Here is a 19,376-nt window from a genome sequence, read left to right as displayed (position 1 = left end):
CTCCATAGTTGGTCGCGGCAGGATAAACACCCCAATCCTTGGGGATTTTCCGCGGAACCCGACTCATCATGGACGAACGGACAACGCGAATGGTCGCATCTTCTCCCCCACACCCGACGCTTCCACTCGGCGGTCAGGTGATAGCGGTGCTGCGCACCACCCACGCACGCGAATATCTGCCCGTGATCGAGAGCCTGGTCGCCGGTGGCGTCCGGTTCATCGAGCTCACGCTCACCACCGGGGGCGTGTTCGATCATCTGGCGGAGATTAGGGCAGCATTCGGAAACACTGCAGAAATAGGCATCGGCACTGTCACCACCACAGAACAGGCCGAACGCGCCCTCGACGTCGGGGCCCAGTTCCTGGTGACGCCGACAACGAACCTTGACATCGTCCATACCGCTGTGGCGCATGGAATTCCCATAGTCCCCGGCGGACTGACCCCGACCGAACTGCACGCGGGATGGAGCGCGGGCGCGGCAGCCGTCAAGGTCTTCCCCGCTTCCACCGTGGGGCCGGATTACATCGGTCAACTCCACGGCCCATTCCCCCAGATGCAGCTCATACCCAGTGGCGGAGTCACCATCGGGGACGCACCTCGGTGGATTTCGGCCGGCGCCCTCGCCGTCAGCCTTGGCGGCCCACTGGTGGGTGACGCCTTCGACGGCGGCAGCCTTGCCCAACTCACAGAAAGGGCACGACGCGTGACCGAACTGGTAGCTGCGGCGACTGAGGACCGTAAAGGCACAAACCGGTGATCATTGTGGATTCCGAAGCTGATACCCCTGCTCTCACCTCCTACACTGTCACCGACGTCGTGACCATGGGCGAAACCATGGCGCTGATGAAGGCCGAGACGCCCGGGCCCCTTGCCCACGTCGCTTCACTAAGCCTGGGTATGGGGGGTGCCGAGAGCAACTTCGCGATAGCCCTACGCAGGCTCGGCACTTCCGTGACATGGGCAGGCAGGGTCGGAGCCGACAGCCTGGGAGAAATGGTGCTGCGTGAACTGGCAGCAGAAGCCATCAACACATTCGCTTCCCGTGACGAGACAGCTCCCACCGGGCTCATGATTAAAGAACGTAGAACAGCTGAGGCGGTAAAGGTTTGGTACTACCGTAGAGGCAGCGCCGGATCCCGGCTGTGCCGGGAGGACGTCCCAGCGGAGCAGATCGCCCAAGCCAAACTGCTGCACATAACCGGCATCACCCCGGCGCTATCCGCAAGCGCAGCGGACGCGGTCAGCTACGCCCTCGACTGTGCGAAGGAGGCCGGGACCATGGTCTCCTTCGACCTGAACTATCGGGCCGCACTCTGGTCACCCGAAGAAGCAGGAGAACTCTACCGCCGGATCATACCCCGGACGGACGTCGTCTTCGCCGGCGATGCGGAAGCGGCCATGGCAGTCGGCGAAGCCCAGGACCCGACAGATCTCGCTCGGCGGATGAACGAACTGGGCGCGCCGCAAGCCGTCATCAAACTCGGCGCCGACGGATGCATCGCCGTCGTGGACGGCACACCCCATACTCAGGCTGCCGTTCCTATCCGGGCGGTGGACACTGTCGGAGCAGGAGACGCCTTCGTCGCCGGCTACATCGCCGAAATGCTCAACGACAAGGACGTTCCTCAACGCCTGCTGACCGCTGTCCGCACGGGCGCGTTCGCCTGCTTGGTTCCCGGAGATTGGGAAGGCATGCCCCGGCGTATCGAACTGGACCTCCTGGACTCGACAGAACCCGTCTCCCGATGACGCAGCACGTCGGTACTGTGAGCATGAAAGGGCTTGAGGCACCGTACAGGACCTGTGTGAGCGCCTCGAAAGGAGAAAAATCAGTACTTCACCAGCCATGCCACCTACCCGCGTCTTGGCAGAAACGCTGACTGCCTGGAAGCTCGCCTTCAACAGTCACCGGCCCGAAGACATGGTCGAACTCTTTTCCCTTGATGCGCTCTTCCAAGGCCTCACCCCGGCTCTGCTTACGGGGCGCGAGGACATCTTCGGGTACTACGACGCACTGTCCCCAGGCATCACGACCAGCTTTCATATAATCCAGACGCGCCAGCTGACTCAGAACGTTGTCTGCGGATTCGCTACGGTCAGCTTCACCTACCCGGACCGACATAAGGTACCGGTGCAACTATCCCTCGTACTGCGCAGAGCAGAGAATAGATGGCTCATCGCCCAGTACCATGTCTCTTCGATCTCCCGAGGTAAGCCGTCCGGGGAGGCAACGATGTCGGCCGTGATGAATCCCTTCGGAGCGGATGATGACTAAGAGAACACGTCCGAGCACGCGATTATTTCAGAAGCCACTGCCGAGGCATGGTAATGAGAAATGAGACAGTCCTATCTGATAGTCAGCGTTACGTCGTTTTTGCACGACGCATCCAAATTTGCGCTTTGCAAGACGGCGTCTCACGAACCCGCCTCATAACCCTCCGGCATGATGTGCAAACTTCAGACACCGAGAACAGGCGTAGTGCGGCGGACCCGGATATCCGGTTGAACTACACCCGAGGCTGACGTCAGATGTGCCAGTGAAAGCCGTAAGGATAGGGTTCAAACTCCTTTTCATTGCCAGTCCTTAGTGGAAGCCCAGATTCCAACCTGACACATCGAGGTCGCCCGCACACGAGAATTCCCATGCCGGGAGCCATGTCTGAGAATTTCACGAGATCATTGACCACCGCGACATAAAAATTCAGCTGTCCAAGGTTATGGCCGGCCCGCCATAACGCCGGTTATGCGCAGCAGGACGTTACCGTTCGGCATTGCAGGCCTCTGCCGTTGCCGCTGGCGTCATCACAGCTTTTGCCGTGTTTGGCCAGAACATCCTTACTTACATGCAAATAAAGCTCCGAATTGCCAGGATAAGGAGAGGCGCATGCCCACAACAACTTCAAGGATCACCCTCAAAGTCGAGGACCCCGCATCAAGGGACAGGCAGCTTGAGCAGAGCTGTGCCCTGCTCCGCAGCGAAGCCGCGGCTTGCGGCATTCTTGTCACCAGGGTCGACCACGCTACTTTCGAGCTCGTCCTCAGCCCCGATGTTCCGTTCGGCCTCACCCATGAACTCGATCTGCTCTGAATGAGAGCCAGCATGCCTGTTCCGGTCATTCCGACTCCCCCGCGCCGGGCGTCCGAGACCCATCGAGAGGACAGCCCGTGACGGAGCCGCAACGGGCGACCCGCGCCTGGATGAACAGCATCGCGACGGGGCGCGGAAGCACCCATTGGTGATCTGGGCAAGTCTCAGCCCCGGTGACGTCGTGTCGCTTCGGGGGCTCGGAACCCGGGGCTGGGTCGGAACAATCGAGTCCAGAACGAGCGACGGGCTCGTTATCTGCATAAAGGACGACCTCAATAAGAGGAGATCTTTCCATTTCCGGGAATGCCAATCGGTACGCGTCATCCAATGAACGGCGCCATCACCTCACCATCGAGGGCGGTACAGTTTCCGGATCAGTTCCCTCTGCGGTCAGAAAAGCTCTCCCATGAATGAATCGAAGGTCCTGCCGCTGGCCCGCACGTATGCACTGATCTTTTGCTGGTCTCCGGTGCGCATGACAGTTCGACGTCGACGTCCCCGAGCGGGTCGACGGACGGATCAAGGTAGCTTCCGAAAATCCTTAGCCGCTCCACGAACAGAGGCATCCCGGGAGCGGCGTTGTACACCCGGGCGCGTTCCCGCAGGCCGGCGACTAGACGGTCCGCCGTTGATCAGTGTGACGGGTTTGCCGAAGCTGGCCATGGCGAGGGCGTTTCCGCGGGTTGTCGCCTCCCACCAGAGGTAGCCGGGATCGTCGTCGGTGTCGGCCTTCACCAGGTAGCCGGCCTTCTCCATGCGCGCGAACACTGCCTCGGTGTCTTCGACGCCGTTCCTGCGGAGAAGGGTGTCGGCCAACTCCTGCACGAAGGTGCCGCCACGGTACAGGCGCACCAGGTCCCTGGCCACGGGCGCCGGCAATCCGGCAACCGTGTCGGATTTCGCTATCCTCATGGGCCGAAGCCTAATCCCCCTTCGGGCACAAGTCCGGTCCGGTTCCGTTGTCATGATTCCCGGCACGCTTGCGGCGAGGCCGCCTTTCCCGTGTCCCGAAATCCTTCAAAGCGGACGGACCAGGCCACGCGCTGACCACCTGTTGATGGTTCCCGTGTGGCTAGGTGTTCAGCGGGTCAGGCCGTTCTTGCCTCTCTCCGAGCCAGCTCCTGCACCTTTGCGGGACTTCCTGGCCTTGGCGGCGCCCTTGCCCATGGTCACCGCTGCGCTGGGGTGGGTTCCCTCGCTGCGGGCTGCCGCCAGCCGTCCGCGGATCTGGGTTTCATTCGCCCCGGTGGTGGCCAGCGACTCGGCGAATTTCTCGTGGTGTTCGGCCGAGCCGTACCCGGCGGCCGACGTGCTCTCCGCTTTCAAGCCCTGCTCCGCGAGACGGCTGTTGTCGTTGCCGGTGACGCGGTCCTCAATCTCGCGGCCGACGCCCTCCATCCGGGCAAAGAGTTCCTTCTCGGCACGTTTGTACCGCTGTTCCACGGTCATCCATGGGGAGCCTTGGAATCCGGCTTCGGCCAGGAGTCTGGCTTCGTGCATGTCCTTGGCGGCTTTCACGAACGCGGGATCCTCGAAGTGGGAGTTGCCGGCGCCGTTGATGTTGGCGGCGGTTTCCTTCCGCAGCTGGTCAATATCGGGTCCGTTGATCCCGTCCTTGCCGATGAGGAACAGACGTTCCTGCACGGTGGCGTCCGCTGCTTCCAGTGCCTTGGGGGTCTTTGCGTTGTGGGCGGTCTGCAGTGCCTGGGCCAGTTCGGGGTTGGCCAGGTACTCGACAGGGACCTGGTGGCGTTCCATTTCCCGGGCCAGTGTGGCGGCCTGGGCGCGGAGTTCTTCGGTGCGGGCTGCTGCGAGCAGGCTCATGGCTTTCTCGTGTTCGGCGGCTGCTTTGCGGGTCTCTTCCTGGCTGCGGGCCAGCTCCTCCTGCCGGGCTTTCCCAGTGGTGATGGCTTGGATGCCTGATTCCAGGTAGGCGGCGTCCGGGCCGACGTCGTGGGTGTCGATGCCGTAACGGGTGAGGACTTGCCTGCGGATCGTCTCCGAGGCTGCCAGCGCGGCGGGGTCGTGGTCCTTCCAGCCTTCGGCGACGGCGTGGGCGGTGGCGATGTCGGCTGGCTGTGCCTTGTCCCACCATTGCTCCTTTTCCACGGGGGCAAGCGCCGCGTGCGCGGTACTGCGTTCGGCGGCGAGGCGTGCCCGGGCTTCGTGGGCTGTCTGGGCGTCCTGGTGTTCCTGTTGCCGCTGGTTCTCCTGGCGGCGGCGGGCCAGTGTCTCGGCAATGCGTGAGGCGATCATCAGCGACTGCCGCAGACCGCCGTCCAGGACGTCATCGATTCTATCTGATTCACTCATGCTGTTCCCCTTGCAGTTGGTGTTAGTGGTGGTGGTTATCGGTCGAGGGCCGGCCCGGAGTCACGCCGGACGGGCTGGGCGGTTTTCGCCGGTGTCGCCGTCGTTGGCACTACTGATCCCGGACGGACGGGGACCATGCCGCGCCGGGCGATATCGATCGCCCTCGGCGCCACTGCACCGTCAGGGGCCGGTTGTTGTTCCGCACCGACCGGAACGGGCTGGGGCATGGTGGCGGTGAACGGGGCCAGCCGTTCCTCGACCACGGAGCGGATGCGCTGGGCCTCACGGGTCCGCCCGGACTGGGCGTGCATTTCATACACGGCGAAGGCGGTGTTGATCAGCTGTACCATGAGCGCGGTTTGGGCTGCTGTCTTGTTCTTGCTCGACGCTGCCATGAACAACATGGCAGTTCCCGCAATGGACGGCAAGGCGACAGGTTTGCCGTGCTGTCGTGGTGCGCGCAGCTGGGCGGTGCGGGACAGCTCAGCGGCGGTGGCCGCTAGCGGCCCGGGGGTCGGTTCAAGCCGGTAGGACCATGCGGCGAACGCACCGGATACTTCCCGTGCGGCCTTCGCCCAGGTCGCGTGATCCTCGCGTGGAATGGTGCGTAGCTGGTCCGCCAAGGCGGCCGCGTTGCGGGTGTATTCCACCCATGCTTCCGCCGGCGGGGTGGCGTTCTCGGGGCCGGTCCGTGAGACGGTGCGCTTGTTCCGGGCCGCTGCGTTCCATTCCGCTGCGGCGTCCGTGGCCAGGTGCGGGGCGTCGGGCCATTCTTCCCGGAGGGCGCCGAGTTTCAGGTCGGAGGCCAGGGTCCCGCCGCCGAACCAGATAGGCCGCTCCCCCGGGGCGGGCCGTTCGGCCACGGAGTAGCCGACAATGACGTCGGTGGTGTTCTTCGCGTAGCGGGGCCGCACCAGCAGCCCGGTGTCGCGGGCCCGGCGGACGAACTCCGCCTCCGTTGCGGAGGCGCTTGCGCTGGCGCGCACCTTCCGTGCAAGGGAGGACCGGTGCATTTCGCGGTCGTCCCGGACGGCCGTGGCCTTCTCGGCCCGGTCGTAGCCACGGGTGGCGTGCACCGTGGAGAGCTGTTCCAGCCCGTGCTTGACCTCCAGCTCCCGGCAGGTTTGCTGTGCACGCTTGTAGTCACCATGGGTGGATGCTTTGGTGCCGTCCTCCCGCACGAGAGACACGGCCAGGTGGATGTGGTGGTTGCCGTTCTCACTCGTGCCGTGGTTTACCGCGGCCCACCGGCACGGTGCCTTGCCGCTGGTCTCGGTGAAGCCCATGGAGTCCACGAAGTCGTTGGCGATATCGCCCCACTGCTGGTCCGTCGGCGCGCCCTCTTCGGCGCGCAGGCTCAGCGAGCAGTGCCACACGCTCGCGTCCTTGTATCCGACGTGCACGCGTTCCTTTTTCGCTGCGTCCCAGCGCAGGTCTTTGATCTTCACCGAGACCCCGAACATCTTGCGCGGCCGGTCCAGATGCTTGGCGATCGCCAGGGCATCGTCGCGGTCCAGCACCCCGTCGTCGTACCACGCCATGATCGCAGCGTCCCCGGCGACCAGGTGCGGGTCCTGGTGGGCGTTCTTCGTCTTGTTGGCGTCCGTCGAGGCCAGGTAAACCATGAGCCCGCCCATGCGTGAACCGCGGGTGATGTTCGGAATCATCGGCTACATCAGACCGTCAATGGCGTCATCGATCCGCATCGCAACGGACCGGATATGTTTCAGTGCTTCGCGGGCCTGGGCCGGGAACTCGCCTGTCGCGTTCGCCTGCCGTGCGAGCTGGTTGATGTTGTTGGACGAACGCGCCAGCAGATTGTGCAAGGACATCAGTTCCGCAGCGACCGCCCGGCGTTCCGTCGGCGAATCGGAATGCTCCGACAGTGCCGAGGAAATCAGCAGGTTCGGGACGGTGACCTTCTCCCGCTCAGCCCGGGCGACCAGGGCGGCTTCTTCCTCCACGGTGACCCACACGTCACGGCGCTTCTTCGTCCCCGCGGGCGTGTTCTCACGGCGCCGCCGGGAGAGCCCGGAACGGGCAGCATTCTCCTCGGCCACTCGTTCCCCCAATCCTTCAAGAAGTCCAGCGCAGCGACCCCGGAACCGGGGACCACACTGACCAGTGTGCCGCACCCGACCGCCAGAGTCGAACGCGACAAGCCGCTTACACCCGTGTAAGTGTATAGCTTGCTCCGGACGGTTGGTTTCGAGGTTTTTCGGGCCCCGGGTGCGACCCACCGGAAAACCACTCCCGGCCTGCGGGTTGGGGAGCGGTTAGAGTCGGTGCATGGACATCAACGACATCGCCGCAAAAGCCGCCGCAAAAATCGACGCCGCCCGCGACGTCAAAGTCAACGCAGTGAAAACCGCCGCCGCCAGCGGCGTCGGACTCGCCGAAGCAGCCCAGCTGCTCGCCGCCGCCGAACAAAAGTACGCCAAGGACTACCAGGCAGCCCTCCGCGCAGACTGGACCGACTCCGACCTGCGCAGCTTCGGCCTGGACGCCCCGGCCAAGAAAACCGGCGGCCGCCCCCGCAACCGGAAGACCGCCGGCCAAGAAACTTCCGTGACGGGCGCATCGGCGTAGCAGCCCCTCGCCCACGGTAATGATGGTAAAGGTCCTGAACCGGCGTGACTCGTCGCCCACCTGACGCGTGCGAACGCTGTCTTTCCCATGATTTGTCCGCCGGTTCAGGACCAGCACCAAGCCCGTTGAGCCAGGCGGACATGACCTAATAGGAGCCTGAATCGCTGTAGTCCCATTACCGTGCTGTCTGCCGGCCTGGCCAACGTGCAACACACAAGGACCAGGAAGAGCAGGGTTGTCGCCATATTGGCCGAGGAACTACCCAAAGTCATTGTCGGCGTGGATACCCACGCCGACACCCACCACGTCGCCGTAGTCACCGAATACGGCAAACCCATCGCTGATCAAAAGTTCGCAGCAACAGCCGCCGGCTACAGCAAACTACTTGGCTTCATCACCGGCCATGGCACGGTGAGCGCCGTCGGGGTGGAGGGGACAGGTTCCTACGGGGCCGAACTGTCCCGCGTTTTAGCCAGGAAAGAACTGAAGGTCTTCGAGGTTAACCGGCCAAACCGTCAGCAGCGCAGAATCCGGGGAAAGTCAGATCCACTGGACGCCTACCAGGCAGCCCAATCTGTGCTCGCCGAACGAGGCATCTCGACCCCCAAAAGCAAAGACGGACCAGTGGAATGCCTCCGCGTCCTGCGGACCGCGCGGGCCTCGGCAATGAAGGCGCGCACCATCGCCATCAACCAAATCCGGAGCCTGCTCGTCTCCGCACCGGAAACGATCCGGTCGAAGTACCGCGGCCTCGCCACCACCGCGATGATCACCGCGCTTGCCCGCTCCCGGCCCTCAGGGCACCCCGCGGACACGGAGTACATCACGGCGTTGACATTGAAAACGCTGGCTTTGCGGTATCAATCCCTGCGCTCCGAAATCGCGGCTACCGATGAGCTCCTGCAGGAAATTCTTGATTCATACGCCCCGCTGCTGACCGAACTGACAGGCGTAGGCGTTGAAGTTGCCACCCAACTCCTTGTCACAGTCGGGGACAACCCCGAACGGATCAACAATGAAGCGCAGCAAGACCAACCGTCACAGACTCAGCAAAGGCGGTGACCGCCAGGCTAACAGTGCCCTCCACCACGTCGTCCTCTCCCGCATGCAATCAGACCACCGAACCCAGGACTACGTCGCCAAACGAACCGCCGACGGCAAGAGCAAAAGAGAAACCATGCGCTGCCTCAAACGCTACGTCGCCCGGGAAATCTACCGCCAGATATTCAGCCCTGTTGCAGCGCCGGACATCACCGACCTGCGGCCCCTCAGACGGCAGCTCGGCGTCACATTGCAGCAAGCCGGCGAACAACTCAACCAGTGGCCCTCCAACCTCTCCCGCATAGAACGAGGGATCGCCAGAAACGATCACGTCGCCCAGACGTACCGACAATGGCTCACCCAACAGCACCTGTCCACAACCGGGGACAATTCCCACGGGTTATCCACCGCTACCACCGCCGAGGGAGCCACCCCAACGGCTCCCAAAAATCCAGCCGTGGATAACCCGAATTGACCCCAGCCATGGACAGCTCAACCTCACCGCCTGCATCCCGTCCCAGTCCTGTGCAATGCGACATTTCCGTGTCCCGTAGTTCCACCACCAAGGCATGGATCGGCCCACGGGCTAGGAGCCCTGCGGCTGCAGCGTCTGGGCCGGTGGGGTTTCCGACTAGCCGGCGTCCCGGACCCGCTGGAGGTACGTGACGAGTTCCTGGAGCCGGTCCGCGGGCCATGGCAGCGCGGCGCTCAGCTCCGGGCTGTTTTCCTGCCACATGTTCCGCGCCACAGCCTTGGTCTCGTCATTGCTGTGGAACTGGGAACCGAGCTCATCCCACCGCCTCGCAAAGTCCCGGACCGCTGGGTCATCCACAGGTGTTTTTGCCGATAGGTGACTCAGGCCTTCTTCGACAAGGCTGGCAAGCGTGGTCCTGGCATCCTCGACGGCAGCCGGACCAAGCTCGTCCCGCCGCTGCGCCAGCTCGGCGCGCTGTTCCTCCGTGAAGTACTTCTCGTACATGGTCATTCCTTCCAAAATTGATATGAATTGGTCCACGCCCGGCATGGCGTCGCCCATGTTGTCGAGCAAGGTCTGGATCTGCCGCTGGAGGCGCAGCGCCTGCTCCGCCTGGTCACGCAGCGCCGACAACTGGCTGGCGAGCAGCCGCCGCACGGCGCCGGCGTCGTCCGGCGACGCGGCCAGGACCTCGCGGACCTGCTCCAGAGACAGGCCCAGCGCCCGCAGGGCCCTGATCCGGTAGAGGCGGCGGACATCCTCTTCCGAATACCGGCGGTGCCCGGAGTCCGTTCGGCCTGTTGCGGGAAACAGACCGATCTGGTCGTAATAGCGCAGGGTCCGCACAGTAGCCCCGCACAACGTGGCAAGCTCGCCAATGCTCCACAACTGCCCACCGGTCTCCAACATGTTTCCCACCCTAGGACCTGACGCGGCGTCAGGATCAAGCACCGTGCGCGCTGGGTCCCAACCAACCGCAAAATCCAATTTGACGCCTATAGGAGCATCAGGGGCACGGCAAAAGCTAAATCCTGCGGGCATTTCCCGCACACCTGTGGACGACTGGACCCACCTGACCGCCTGCACACAACCGCCAGGTCGCCACGTGCAGGAAGCTCACCCAATACAACCGGCGAATGCGCACAGCCTCCTGAGTTCTCCCCACCCCGACCTCTGATTGTCACTGCTTCTGGCCGGCCATCAAGGGCGCAGCGCGCCACTCCATAATGGGCGTCCGGACCCTTGACCGCTCGCCCCTACGCAGACAATTTGACCTCTATCGGGGATAGCGAAAAGTATCGCCGCCGGTTACGGACACCGGACCAGCCGGCGCTTTGAGGCTGGCTCCTCACGACGGCCGCCGACGCTTGGCGTCATCGTCCGACCACCAAGCGCCAAGTCTGATGGACAAAGCTCAGCCGGTGGTAGCCGAATCTATCTTCTGCACGAATTCCAAAGCATCCGCGTTGGTGTAGCGCCCTTGTTCGTAGCGGTGCTTGTAGCGGTCTACGTACGGATCCGTATCCTTGGGCTGCCCTCGCTTCGGCAACAGAGGAAGCTCCTGCGTCAGTAGCAAGGGCGACGCCTCCAAGTCGACGAGCCTGCCATCTGGAAAGGCTGGCCCCTCCGGCTCAGAGGGTTCCTGGCTACAGTGCCCGCGGCCGATGTCCAGACACAGGTGTTGGACGGCCAACGCACGTCGTTTTATGGGCAGCGGGAGCCAGTCCTCGATGAGGTAGCTCCGCCACGTGACTCCTTGGTCGCGAAGCGGAACATCTCCCTGGAGGCCGTTGCAGAAAGGGCAGCACAACCCCAGGTAAGAGCACCCGGCCGTCTTGCTAAATCTGGTTGCCAGGAACATGGGTGCAGGCAAATCAGACTTCTTCAGGACCGGCAGCACACGGTCGACAATGATTCGCTCGATCCTGTCGGCGAGGAAGAACCGGGAGCCGTAATAGTGCTTTGCCAGCAGAGTGCCTTTTTGACCGCACCGTGTTTCGACCTGCAGGTCATCCAGGCGCCACGCAGTGATCCACCGGTTGCAGCCCTCGCGCCAACATTTCACCATGGCCGTATCCAGCGCGTAGGCCCGGACGACAGGTTCCACGAAAGACTTCACCCTCCTGTTCAGCAAATGCGCGATCGCCTCTGCCGCATCCAACGATTCGGACCCGGCGAAGGCCGCCGGCAGACTGAGAGTCCGCGCACCGGACGCACCACCGATCATCACGGACGGCACAACGCTGGCAGCCTCCCTGTTCACCTCTGCGACAAGCCAGAAGCACTGAACCCCCTCGCCCTCGTAGCGCTTCTGCCTGCGCCGAAACTCGTCGGCATCCTGCCGTGAGAACTGGATCTCCACGGCGTATCGATTATCGTCCCGCGTAACCATGACGTCGGCGATCCACGACCGGTCAGGAGCCGGAAATTCGATAACCGCTTCCCAGCCGGCCTCCCGCGCGGCGGCTGCGACCAAGGACTTCATCTCCAAATGATCGGCCGATTCCCCGCCAGGATGCAGAGTGCAGTGCGCGTCGGCGTGGTGATAGAAGTGTTTGAGACCACGTCGGGAAATCCGGGGTTTGCCCGGTTGGCCGCAGGCCATGATCAGCGGTTCTCCGGTCTTCCACCGGCGTCGGAGATCCGCCCATTCCTCGTCGTTCAGGAATGGCGCCTCGATTCGCTCATCGGACAGATAGGCGGCAAGCGGCATGGTTTCCTCCCCAGCGGAATTGGCTCTCGGATTGGAGAATACCTCTGGTAGCCGGGAACGAGGGCCGGACACGTCATTCCACGAGATCAGCAACGCTGACCGGAGTCCTTGGCGGCGCACCCGACTACTTTTAATATCCGGCAGGGACGCCGAAATGTTCGGACGATCCGTGACATCAACGATCCGGAGCAGGGCGCTGTGACGGAGTAGGGGCGGCTCCCCGGCACTCCCACAACTAAGGATTCCAAGAAGAGCGATGTGCACTAGGTGTCGGCATCCAGCGCTCGGCAAGGTGCTGGCCAGCGAAGCCCTTACGCTTCTCGTGCTATCACGGCTGGGCCGGATCAGGGCTGGTCTGTAAGTCTGAACTCTGTGGTTAGTTCGTCGATGGTGAACTGGTTGCGCAGCTTGCAGGCGCTGTTCTGGTTGGCGAACATGCCTTGCCGCCACACCGCGTCATCCAGCGGCACGGTTTCGATCCATTGGACAGGGATGATGTATTCGGCGGCATCTGTTCCTGCGTCTGCCTCCGGATGCCGGTACTGGCCGTGCAGCTGGAGCGACCGGAACGACCGCTCGGAACCATCCACCGTCAGGACCGCGTCATCCGCCGGTTTGGCAGCCCCTTGGACAGTGCCCACACCGACGTAGCCGTGCTGGGGGACATGCACAAAAATGCGGGCACCTTCGGGAAGGCCTTTCAGCGTCCGGGAGTACCAGTCGCCACCTCCGGCAGAAATGAATCCGTAGGTGCGCGCATCGTCCCACGAGCGTGAGCCCCCGTCGATGCCGAAAGCTACGTACCAGTCCCGCCCATTCCAAGCGGCCCGGGTCGACTTGGTCCGGGCTGCCCCGGAGACGCTTACGGGGGCGGTCTCATCGATCAGCCAGGTGCGGGCCAAATAGTCGTGGCCGTTATCGCTGAAGTACCGGAACATCATCACGTTGATCGGCACAGCATGGGAATTATTCAGGTAGGCGACGATTCGTTCAGTGCCGGGGTCCAGGTCGCTGGCGACGATGGTCATGACGTGCCCTGAATTCAGCTCGTCGGGGACAGGCGCCCCGTCAAACCGCAGGGCAAAGGCCTCGTCCAAGCTGCTGCCGGGGTTGCCGGCGGCAAAAATGTTCCGGACATCCTCATTGCCCAGCTCCTGAGCCCAGGAGGCATAGTCCAAGGCTTGGGCAACCACATCCCGCGGAGTACGGTCCCGCTTGAGTTCCAGAATGTGCAAGACACCTTCTGAATCCAGACCCAGGAGGTCGATGTACTTGCCGTATTTTGTCGGAACCTGCCTGCCGAGCAACAACAGTTTGGTTTCCAAGATTTCTGGGTCGTCCAAAATCAGCTGCTCGAGCTTAGCCTCCAGCGGCATGGCCGAGGGGCGTATCCGGTGCGGTCGATCATCCACCCGCCATAGGCCTACTTCTACCGGCATCCTCTGGTCTTCCGTCTCTATCGGCAGCCCTGCGCCACCACACCGGTTCCAACCTACAGGGATTGGCTGCGTCGAGCGTCAGGAACCGGCCGGCTTACAGGCACTGTTCTACGCGAACCGCGGGGACCGGACCTTCGCACGCGACCAATGGTCGTCTCAAGATCGAGGAATCAGCTTGGCCCACCCGTCCCCGGCAGTGAAGGTCCATAAAGTCTCGGCCCAGTGGACGTTGTACGCAGGCATCGCCGCCAACCACACACGTCGAACATTCCGTGGGAGACGTAATGGAGCGAGCGGGTGAAGTTCGTACGGGTGGTGCCCCTTCGACGCGAGACCGAAGGACCCTTCCGTGCCGGAGAGCCACACGAACATTTCCGATGGAAGGCTGCTGTATTCGTATTTTCTGAGATTGTCGGGTTGGTTGAGGACTTTCTGTGCCTCGGCGACCGGGTCCGCGCGGGATGTGTCGAGCGACTGCTGTTGAAGAATAAAGCGCCCCGGCTCTCCCCCAGTTTTCACAGGCAATGACAGGAGCGAAGAAACTTGGATATCCCTCAGGTTCAACAGCAATTCCAGCGCCGGTCCGTCGGAACGGTCGCAGAGTCCGATTGCAGAGTCGACATCTGGGAGCCAGTCACCTCCCCGCGCGGCTTCCCACTCCGTGAGTAGCGCTGGGACTCTGGCGAGAAGGTCCTTAGCCCTCGCCCCGGGGTCTACGTGGACAATCCAGTCGCGCACGAGGCCGCCAACCGCGACAGAAAGATCTTGCGTCCCGTCGTTCCCGCGGAGCTTATGCAGCGCGGCATAGAACTCCAGTTCCTCGCGGTTCACATCGGAGCTGACCTCCAAATACCCGACCAGCTGACCGTTGTCCGATAGTTTGAAATCCGGGCGCTGTACCTTGCCGCCGCCAAAGTCGAACTCTTCCACTTCGAGACCGGTGAACATGGATACGAGGGAGCGCGCATAATCCTCGAACACATCCAGGGGTTTCTTCTTCTCTATCTTGGCCATGACCACGTCGTATCACAGGGTTGCAACGTCGGCCGGGAGGAACCCCAGCACGTCATGCTGTTGCAGCCGCATCTGGCCGCTCCACCTCTTGCCGCGATTCACAGCTTTGAATCGGCGTCGCAAAAAGCTACAGCTTTACGAGACACCGCACCCCACGCCGGCAGAATGACCATTGCCCCGGAATGTGAATCGCAGGGCTATTTGGCACCTAATTCGCAGCGCTTAATGGCCGATGATCAAGGTTTCCCTTGTACCGACTCCGCCGTGTTCAACATGAGGATTAGGGGAGTGCCGCTACCCCAATGCGCCGGGAGCCGAAACCTGGCGTGTTCACAACCACGGCGAGGTTCTTCTGTGTGTGTGGAGACGCGAATCGTTCGAGTCTTGCCCCGGCCAGGTGTTGGTCGTGAGGTCTAGGTTTGGGATGTTCTCGGGCTGCGAACGAGCCGGACGAGCTCTGCTTCCGGGCCTGATAATTGACGGGGCCCGTTCCACACCGCGCGCAGCGCGCGATGAAGGACAAGGTCCTGGACCGGGATGATCCTTAGTTCTCCGGTCTTTATTTGGTCTGCCACTGCGAGGGTGCTCATCACTGAAGGACCCATGCCGGCCAAAACGCTTGTACGGATTGCGGCCGCGCTGCCAAGTTCGAGCAAGGGAGCCGCACGCGTGTACTCGGCCAATGCAAGGTCAAGCGTGATCCGGGTGCCGGACCCCGGTTCGCGGACCAGCAACGATGTCGATGCTAGTTCGGCAATGGAGATCGGCTCCCGGCGCCGGGTCCAAGGGTGTTTGGGGTGGACGACGACGACGAGTTCGTCGCGCGCCACGGTGAGGCTGTGCAGGGTGCGGGGGATGGTTGGGGATTCCACGAAGCCGATATCGCAGGCTCCGCTGGTCACATCCTCAAAAACCTGTGCGGAGTTATGGACAAGCAAGTGTATCCGCACCTCGGGGTGCAGCCTTCCAAAGGTGCCAAGCCAACTGGGCACCAGGTGCTCGGCGACGGTCATGCTGGCGGCCACCGTGAGTGCGGTGCGTCTCTCGGTGCGGAGGGAATCGGTAGCCTCCAGCATCTGCCGTGCTTCGGCGAGGATTCTCCGCGCCCAGTGGGCTACGACTGTGCCTTGAGGGGTGAGTGTGGAGCCTGTTGGACTGCGCTGCAGCAGGGTCATGCCCAGCTGGCGTTCCATCACTCTGATCGATCGGCTCGCGTTGGGTTGAGCCAGGCCCGCCTGTCGGCTGGCGGCGCTGAGGCTTCCGTAATCGTCCACTCCAACCACTAGTTCCAGTATGGTCAGATCCGGCCACTTTGCCATGCGCAAAGTATATAACAATGCGACATGTGTTGTGATTTTGATATATCCCTATGCCAAGAAGACGGCTATCCCAGGACAGAATCCCGGCCGAGAATTGGGAGATGAGCAGCCAGGGCCTGGCGCATCCGGTTCGGGGAGGATCGAAGAAGCATGAGACAAGACATAGCCGCACCCCTAAAGGACCCGCGGCAGAATGCTCTGCTTCCCCGGGGTTTGCGGAGCAAGCCGTTGCCCGGACTGGCGGCGGCCGTGGCCGCCGTCGCGATCGCGTGGCTGATCCATTCGACCGTCCCGGTGATGCCTTTCCTGACGGTGTCAGTCATGCTGGGGATTCTTTCTGCGAATCTCCCCGGGATCAGTGCGGCCGTGGAAGGAGTCCTGCAGCCCGGGCTGGTGCTTTCCGCCAAGCGGTTCATGCGGCTGGGAATCGTTCTGCTGGGTCTCAAACTCAGCCTGATCGATGTGGCTGCGCTGGGCTGGAAGACGCTGGCGATCGTGGTTGGCATTGTCCTGCTGACCTTCATGGGAACGCTGGTCCTGGGCAAGGCGCTGAAACTTCCGGGCGATCAGCCCCTGCTTCTCGCCACGGGACTTTCCATCTGCGGGGCCTCCGCCATTGGGGCCATGAGCGGGGTCACCAAGACGGATCACCGCGACACCGTCGTTCCAATCGCCCTCGTGACGCTGTGCGGAACGCTGGCGATCGCGGCCCTTCCCGCGCTCAAGGGACCTCTAGGCCTGGACAATGTTCAGTTCGGATATTGGGTGGGAGCAAGCGTCCACGACGTGGGGCAGGTTGTAGCAACGGCGCAGACGGCGGGCACCGCTTCCCTTGCCGGGGCGCTCATCATCAAACTCACCCGTGTGCTGATGCTTGCTCCAATGGTCACCGGAGCGGCACTGGTGGGACGCTTCCGCCATCGTCGGACGGGAAACGGCGCTGAGGATACCGGCATCAAGCTTCCTCCGCTGATCCCGCTCTTCGTGGCCGGGTTCATGGCGATGATCGTTCTGCGGACGCTGGGGATCCTTCCACCCGTTGTCCTCGAAGTCGCCGGCACCGTCCAGGACCTGCTGCTTGCCACAGCCCTCTACGGGCTCGGGGCATCAGTACAGGTCCGGTCTCTGCTCCAAACCAGTGGCAGGGCCATCATTGCCGCCATGCTCTCCTGGGGTCTCATCGCAGCGCTGGCATTTGTCGGCGTGCACTTCATCTAGGAGCACACCGCCATGGAACTCATGATTTCGACCGGCGTCGAAAAGCCAGATCGCCGAATCTTCGACATCGCCTTAGAGCTGTTGCCCGGGGAACCGCGAAACGTGGTCGGCGACTCACTGGCAAATGACGTCGCCGGAGCCCAAGCGGCAGGGTGGACCGGAATCTGGCTCAACAGGGAAGGCGCCGACACCGAAAGCCGTCCCGGACCTCATGATTCGAAGCAGCTTCTCCCCATGGCGAAGGCATTGAGACTCAAGCATCCCGATGAAGGATCGTCCTGGGTGCCGCGATCCGAGTGCACCACGGTCGCAGCGGGGCGACGTGACCGCACCGCGTTCTCCAGCGCCGCCACGGCCCGCGAGGACTTCACCCGCGAGTCCATCGAGCACCCGACGATCTTTCCGGAGTAGACGTCCTTCACCGCGCAGAGGTAGCGCTTTCTTTCACCGGTAGGGTGCTCGGTGATGTCTGTCAGCCACAGTTCGTTCGGCACCGCGGCGGTGAAGTCGCGTTCCACCAGGTCGTCGTGAACCGGCGGTCCCGGCTTCCGGTTCAAGCCTCGCTTCTTCGAAAACACCGACCAGATGCCGTGGTCCCGGCACAAGCGCTGGACCTTGTTCTCACCCGCCGTGATGCCCTTCTCCGGGAGTTCGTCGGCGATGAAACGGTATCCGAAGGCGGGATCGTCGACGTGGATGTCCAGGGCGGCGTTGACCAAATGCGCATCCGCCCAGTCCCGTTCCATAACCGGGCTGGTTCTCCACCGGTAATAGCCTTGCTTGCTGAATTCCAACACCCTGCAGGTCACCGCCACGGGGACGCCGTCGGCGGCAAGATCCGTGGCCAGCGGGTAGATCATTTTGGGTTGATGTCCCTGGCCAGATAGGCAGCAGCCCGGCGCAGAATCACATTCTCCTGCTCCAACACGCGGTTGCGCTTCTTCAGTTCCGGCATCTCGGCCGATTCCGCCGCCGCCGGGCCGGCCCCGGTTTCCTTGCGCTCGGCGATGGCAATCCAGCGTTTCAAGGTCGTGACCGAGAGCCCGAAATCCTTCGCAATCTGCGCCAGGGGCGCCTCGCCCTTGCGGGCTACATCAATAACATCCTGGCGGAACTCCGCCCCATAAGCCGTAGGCATGGTCAACATCCTTCCACGAGCACCAGCTCGCTAGGTCAAGGAGTCAACAAAACCGGGGGGCAGTCCCGGGGCCAGAATTCGTTGATATAGTCGTGGGTCCCCGTAGTCGCGGAACGGATCCAGAGTGGCGGTCTTGATGCCGGCAGTGAATTCCTCGCCGAGGGCTTTGAGCCAGTCCGCGTAGGCCTTCCCGGACCGGCCGGAACAAGGTCCGGCAACCGTGCATGAACCACGCCCTTCGCGTCGCGGGCGTGATCCACGATCCCGGTGACCATCCCGGAACCCGGCGGGCCGGTATGGGACCAGACATGCTCATCCACGCCTAGCGCGTTCACCCCAGTCAGACGGCCGGCCCGCGGCGATCCGCCGGGCTGCCTCTGCCTTGATGGCGTCCCAGGCCGTATGCCAGGAGACACCGAGCTGGTGGGCCAGCGCGGAGACCGACGTGTCGAAACGCTGCAGCCCGTCGGTCGCCCACGCAACGGCCCTGGCAGTCAGCTTCGCCCGGGGCCCGGCCAACTCATGCTCTTCGGTGAAGGTTGTTCTGGGACAGTCAGGATCCGGGCAGCGCCAGACCCGCTTGGCCCACACCAGCCGCACGGGCCGCCCGAAACACGGGATGTCATGGAGCCGGACCTGCCGGCGGCCGTGCCCGACCGCGACGACACCGCAGTCCGGACAACCGCTAACAGGTTCCTCTGTCTCAACGTGCAGAACCAGGCCGGTCCCGGCCGCCGTGACAGAGCAGACGTGGATGCCGTCGACACCAAGAAGCGCGTCTGCCCGATCGCACCAGCGACCGCCCGGGCAGGAAGTAGCATTGGGCATATCAGGGTCTCTTTTTTATTTGGAAGCTTGGTCGCTACCAATTCAAAGAGACCCTGACCTCTCTCCTCCCGCACCACGCCGCAGCGGCATCAGAACACTCCCGCCCTCGGCCTCAGACAGCCCTAACCACGCTCATCTGCGAAGGACCGGTGATGTCTGCTTCAGGTGCCGGTAGTTCAGGTTGAACAATTGTCATACCG

Annotated in this window: 18 protein-coding genes and 2 pseudogenes; 9 read left to right on the top strand and 11 right to left on the bottom strand. The window is 62.9% G+C overall.

Annotated elements, in window-relative coordinates:
* Positions 1 to 146: 146 nt before the first annotated feature.
* From ABEA18_RS23355 to ABEA18_RS23340, 4 genes are all read left to right on the top strand, one after another.
* Positions 147 to 758, top strand: a complete 612-nt coding sequence (locus ABEA18_RS23355) for a bifunctional 4-hydroxy-2-oxoglutarate aldolase/2-dehydro-3-deoxy-phosphogluconate aldolase (protein ID WP_345453415.1) — start codon at positions 147 to 149, stop codon at positions 756 to 758.
* The gene (locus ABEA18_RS23350) at positions 755 to 1,750 is read left to right on the top strand and encodes a sugar kinase (RefSeq protein WP_345453412.1); all 996 of its coding nucleotides are present in this window, start codon (positions 755 to 757) and stop codon (positions 1,748 to 1,750) included. Before ABEA18_RS23355 ends, ABEA18_RS23350 begins: the two co-directional genes overlap by 4 nt.
* A gap of 97 nt (positions 1,751 to 1,847) precedes the next feature.
* Positions 1,848 to 2,276, top strand: a complete 429-nt coding sequence (locus tag ABEA18_RS23345; protein WP_345453409.1) for a YybH family protein — start codon at positions 1,848 to 1,850, stop codon at positions 2,274 to 2,276.
* Positions 2,277 to 2,885: 609 nt separating this feature from the next.
* The gene (locus ABEA18_RS23340) at positions 2,886 to 3,089 is read left to right on the top strand and encodes a hypothetical protein (RefSeq protein ID WP_345453406.1); all 204 of its coding nucleotides are present in this window, start codon (positions 2,886 to 2,888) and stop codon (positions 3,087 to 3,089) included.
* A gap of 519 nt (positions 3,090 to 3,608) precedes the next feature.
* On the opposite strand, the gene ABEA18_RS23335 is transcribed toward ABEA18_RS23340, so the two are convergent.
* The 4 genes from ABEA18_RS23335 to ABEA18_RS23320 form a co-directional block, all read right to left on the bottom strand.
* The gene (locus tag ABEA18_RS23335) at positions 3,609 to 4,001 is read right to left on the bottom strand and encodes a hypothetical protein (protein WP_345453403.1); all 393 of its coding nucleotides are present in this window, start codon (positions 3,999 to 4,001) and stop codon (positions 3,609 to 3,611) included.
* Between the two features lie 168 nt (positions 4,002 to 4,169).
* Positions 4,170 to 5,402 carry a hypothetical protein gene (locus ABEA18_RS23330; RefSeq protein WP_345453400.1) on the bottom strand — a complete coding sequence of 411 codons (1,233 nt, stop codon included), beginning with the start codon at positions 5,400 to 5,402 and terminating at the stop codon, positions 4,170 to 4,172.
* Between the two features lie 35 nt (positions 5,403 to 5,437).
* Positions 5,438 to 7,069: a relaxase/mobilization nuclease domain-containing protein gene (locus tag ABEA18_RS23325; RefSeq protein WP_345453397.1), complete on the bottom strand. Its 1,632-nt coding sequence runs from the start codon at positions 7,067 to 7,069 to the stop codon at positions 5,438 to 5,440.
* A 3-nt stretch (positions 7,070 to 7,072) separates the two neighbouring features.
* A complete protein-coding gene (locus tag ABEA18_RS23320; RefSeq protein ID WP_345453395.1) occupies positions 7,073 to 7,462 on the bottom strand; it encodes a MobC family plasmid mobilization relaxosome protein in 390 nt (129 codons plus the stop codon).
* A 229-nt stretch (positions 7,463 to 7,691) separates the two neighbouring features.
* Between ABEA18_RS23320 and ABEA18_RS23315 the strand changes: the two genes are divergently transcribed.
* The 3 genes from ABEA18_RS23315 (at position 7,692) to ABEA18_RS23305 (ending at position 9,507) form a co-directional block, all read left to right on the top strand.
* Positions 7,692 to 7,991 (top strand): hypothetical protein, encoded by a 300-nt coding sequence (locus ABEA18_RS23315; protein WP_345453393.1) that lies wholly within the window; start codon positions 7,692 to 7,694, stop codon positions 7,989 to 7,991.
* A 204-nt stretch (positions 7,992 to 8,195) separates the two neighbouring features.
* Positions 8,196 to 9,053 (top strand): IS110 family transposase, encoded by an 858-nt coding sequence (locus tag ABEA18_RS23310; RefSeq protein WP_345453390.1) that lies wholly within the window; start codon positions 8,196 to 8,198, stop codon positions 9,051 to 9,053.
* On the top strand, positions 9,007 to 9,507 hold the full coding sequence (locus ABEA18_RS23305; RefSeq protein ID WP_345453387.1) for a hypothetical protein: 501 nt from the start codon (positions 9,007 to 9,009) through the stop codon (positions 9,505 to 9,507). Before ABEA18_RS23310 ends, ABEA18_RS23305 begins: the two co-directional genes overlap by 47 nt.
* A gap of 156 nt (positions 9,508 to 9,663) precedes the next feature.
* On the opposite strand, the gene ABEA18_RS23300 is transcribed toward ABEA18_RS23305, so the two are convergent.
* The 5 genes from ABEA18_RS23300 to ABEA18_RS23280 form a co-directional block, all read right to left on the bottom strand.
* Entirely contained in the window at positions 9,664 to 10,416 is a 753-nt protein-coding gene (locus ABEA18_RS23300; protein ID WP_345453384.1) for a MerR family transcriptional regulator, read from the bottom strand.
* A 505-nt stretch (positions 10,417 to 10,921) separates the two neighbouring features.
* A complete protein-coding gene (locus tag ABEA18_RS23295; protein ID WP_345453381.1) occupies positions 10,922 to 12,220 on the bottom strand; it encodes a competence protein CoiA in 1,299 nt (432 codons plus the stop codon).
* A 344-nt stretch (positions 12,221 to 12,564) separates the two neighbouring features.
* Positions 12,565 to 13,659, bottom strand: a complete 1,095-nt coding sequence (locus tag ABEA18_RS23290; protein WP_345453377.1) for an endonuclease NucS domain-containing protein — start codon at positions 13,657 to 13,659, stop codon at positions 12,565 to 12,567.
* Positions 13,660 to 13,815: 156 nt separating this feature from the next.
* Positions 13,816 to 14,673, bottom strand: a complete 858-nt coding sequence (locus ABEA18_RS23285; protein ID WP_345453374.1) for a hypothetical protein — start codon at positions 14,671 to 14,673, stop codon at positions 13,816 to 13,818.
* Positions 14,674 to 15,086: 413 nt separating this feature from the next.
* A complete protein-coding gene (locus ABEA18_RS23280) occupies positions 15,087 to 15,992 on the bottom strand; it encodes a LysR family transcriptional regulator (RefSeq protein ID WP_345453371.1) in 906 nt (301 codons plus the stop codon).
* Positions 15,993 to 16,142: 150 nt separating this feature from the next.
* On the opposite strand from ABEA18_RS23280, the gene ABEA18_RS23275 reads away from it, so the two are divergent.
* Positions 16,143 to 17,210: a YeiH family protein gene (locus ABEA18_RS23275; protein WP_345453368.1), complete on the top strand. Its 1,068-nt coding sequence runs from the start codon at positions 16,143 to 16,145 to the stop codon at positions 17,208 to 17,210.
* A 12-nt stretch (positions 17,211 to 17,222) separates the two neighbouring features.
* Positions 17,223 to 17,387: pseudogene (locus tag ABEA18_RS24760) on the top strand (HAD-IA family hydrolase); the annotation flags it as partial.
* Between the two features lie 101 nt (positions 17,388 to 17,488).
* Here ABEA18_RS24760 and ABEA18_RS23270 read toward each other — a convergent pair.
* Positions 17,489 to 18,348, bottom strand: a pseudogene (locus ABEA18_RS23270) (IS3 family transposase); the annotation flags it as partial.
* Between the two features lie 312 nt (positions 18,349 to 18,660).
* Positions 18,661 to 19,176: a transposase family protein gene (locus tag ABEA18_RS23265; protein ID WP_345453365.1), complete on the bottom strand. Its 516-nt coding sequence runs from the start codon at positions 19,174 to 19,176 to the stop codon at positions 18,661 to 18,663.
* Positions 19,177 to 19,376: the final 200 nt, after the last annotated feature.

Source organism: Arthrobacter gyeryongensis, assembly GCF_039543785.1.
Taxonomy (GTDB): domain Bacteria; phylum Actinomycetota; class Actinomycetes; order Actinomycetales; family Micrococcaceae; genus Arthrobacter; species Arthrobacter gyeryongensis.
This window is presented reverse-complemented; position numbering and strand designations above follow the sequence as displayed.

Excerpts from the sequence above, each read along its gene's own strand:
- ABEA18_RS23345 (WP_345453409.1), top strand. The coding sequence starts at position 1,848 with ATGCCACCTACCCGCGTCTTGGCAGAAACGCTGACTGCCTGGAAGCTC.
- ABEA18_RS23340 (WP_345453406.1), top strand. The coding sequence starts at position 2,886 with ATGCCCACAACAACTTCAAGGATCACCCTCAAAGTCGAGGACCCCGCA.
- ABEA18_RS23335 (WP_345453403.1), bottom strand. The coding sequence starts at position 4,001 with ATGAGGATAGCGAAATCCGACACGGTTGCCGGATTGCCGGCGCCCGTG.
- ABEA18_RS23330 (WP_345453400.1), bottom strand. The coding sequence starts at position 5,402 with ATGAGTGAATCAGATAGAATCGATGACGTCCTGGACGGCGGTCTGCGG.
- ABEA18_RS23325 (WP_345453397.1), bottom strand. The coding sequence starts at position 7,069 with ATGATTCCGAACATCACCCGCGGTTCACGCATGGGCGGGCTCATGGTT.
- ABEA18_RS23315 (WP_345453393.1), top strand. The coding sequence starts at position 7,692 with ATGGACATCAACGACATCGCCGCAAAAGCCGCCGCAAAAATCGACGCC.
- ABEA18_RS23305 (WP_345453387.1), top strand. The coding sequence starts at position 9,007 with ATGAAGCGCAGCAAGACCAACCGTCACAGACTCAGCAAAGGCGGTGAC.
- ABEA18_RS23300 (WP_345453384.1), bottom strand. The coding sequence starts at position 10,416 with ATGTTGGAGACCGGTGGGCAGTTGTGGAGCATTGGCGAGCTTGCCACG.
- ABEA18_RS23295 (WP_345453381.1), bottom strand. The coding sequence starts at position 12,220 with ATGCCGCTTGCCGCCTATCTGTCCGATGAGCGAATCGAGGCGCCATTC.
- ABEA18_RS23290 (WP_345453377.1), bottom strand. The coding sequence starts at position 13,659 with ATGCCGGTAGAAGTAGGCCTATGGCGGGTGGATGATCGACCGCACCGG.
- ABEA18_RS23285 (WP_345453374.1), bottom strand. The coding sequence starts at position 14,673 with ATGGCCAAGATAGAGAAGAAGAAACCCCTGGATGTGTTCGAGGATTAT.
- ABEA18_RS23280 (WP_345453371.1), bottom strand. The coding sequence starts at position 15,992 with ATGGCAAAGTGGCCGGATCTGACCATACTGGAACTAGTGGTTGGAGTG.
- ABEA18_RS23275 (WP_345453368.1), top strand. The coding sequence starts at position 16,143 with ATGAGACAAGACATAGCCGCACCCCTAAAGGACCCGCGGCAGAATGCT.
- ABEA18_RS23265 (WP_345453365.1), bottom strand. The coding sequence starts at position 19,176 with ATGCCCAATGCTACTTCCTGCCCGGGCGGTCGCTGGTGCGATCGGGCA.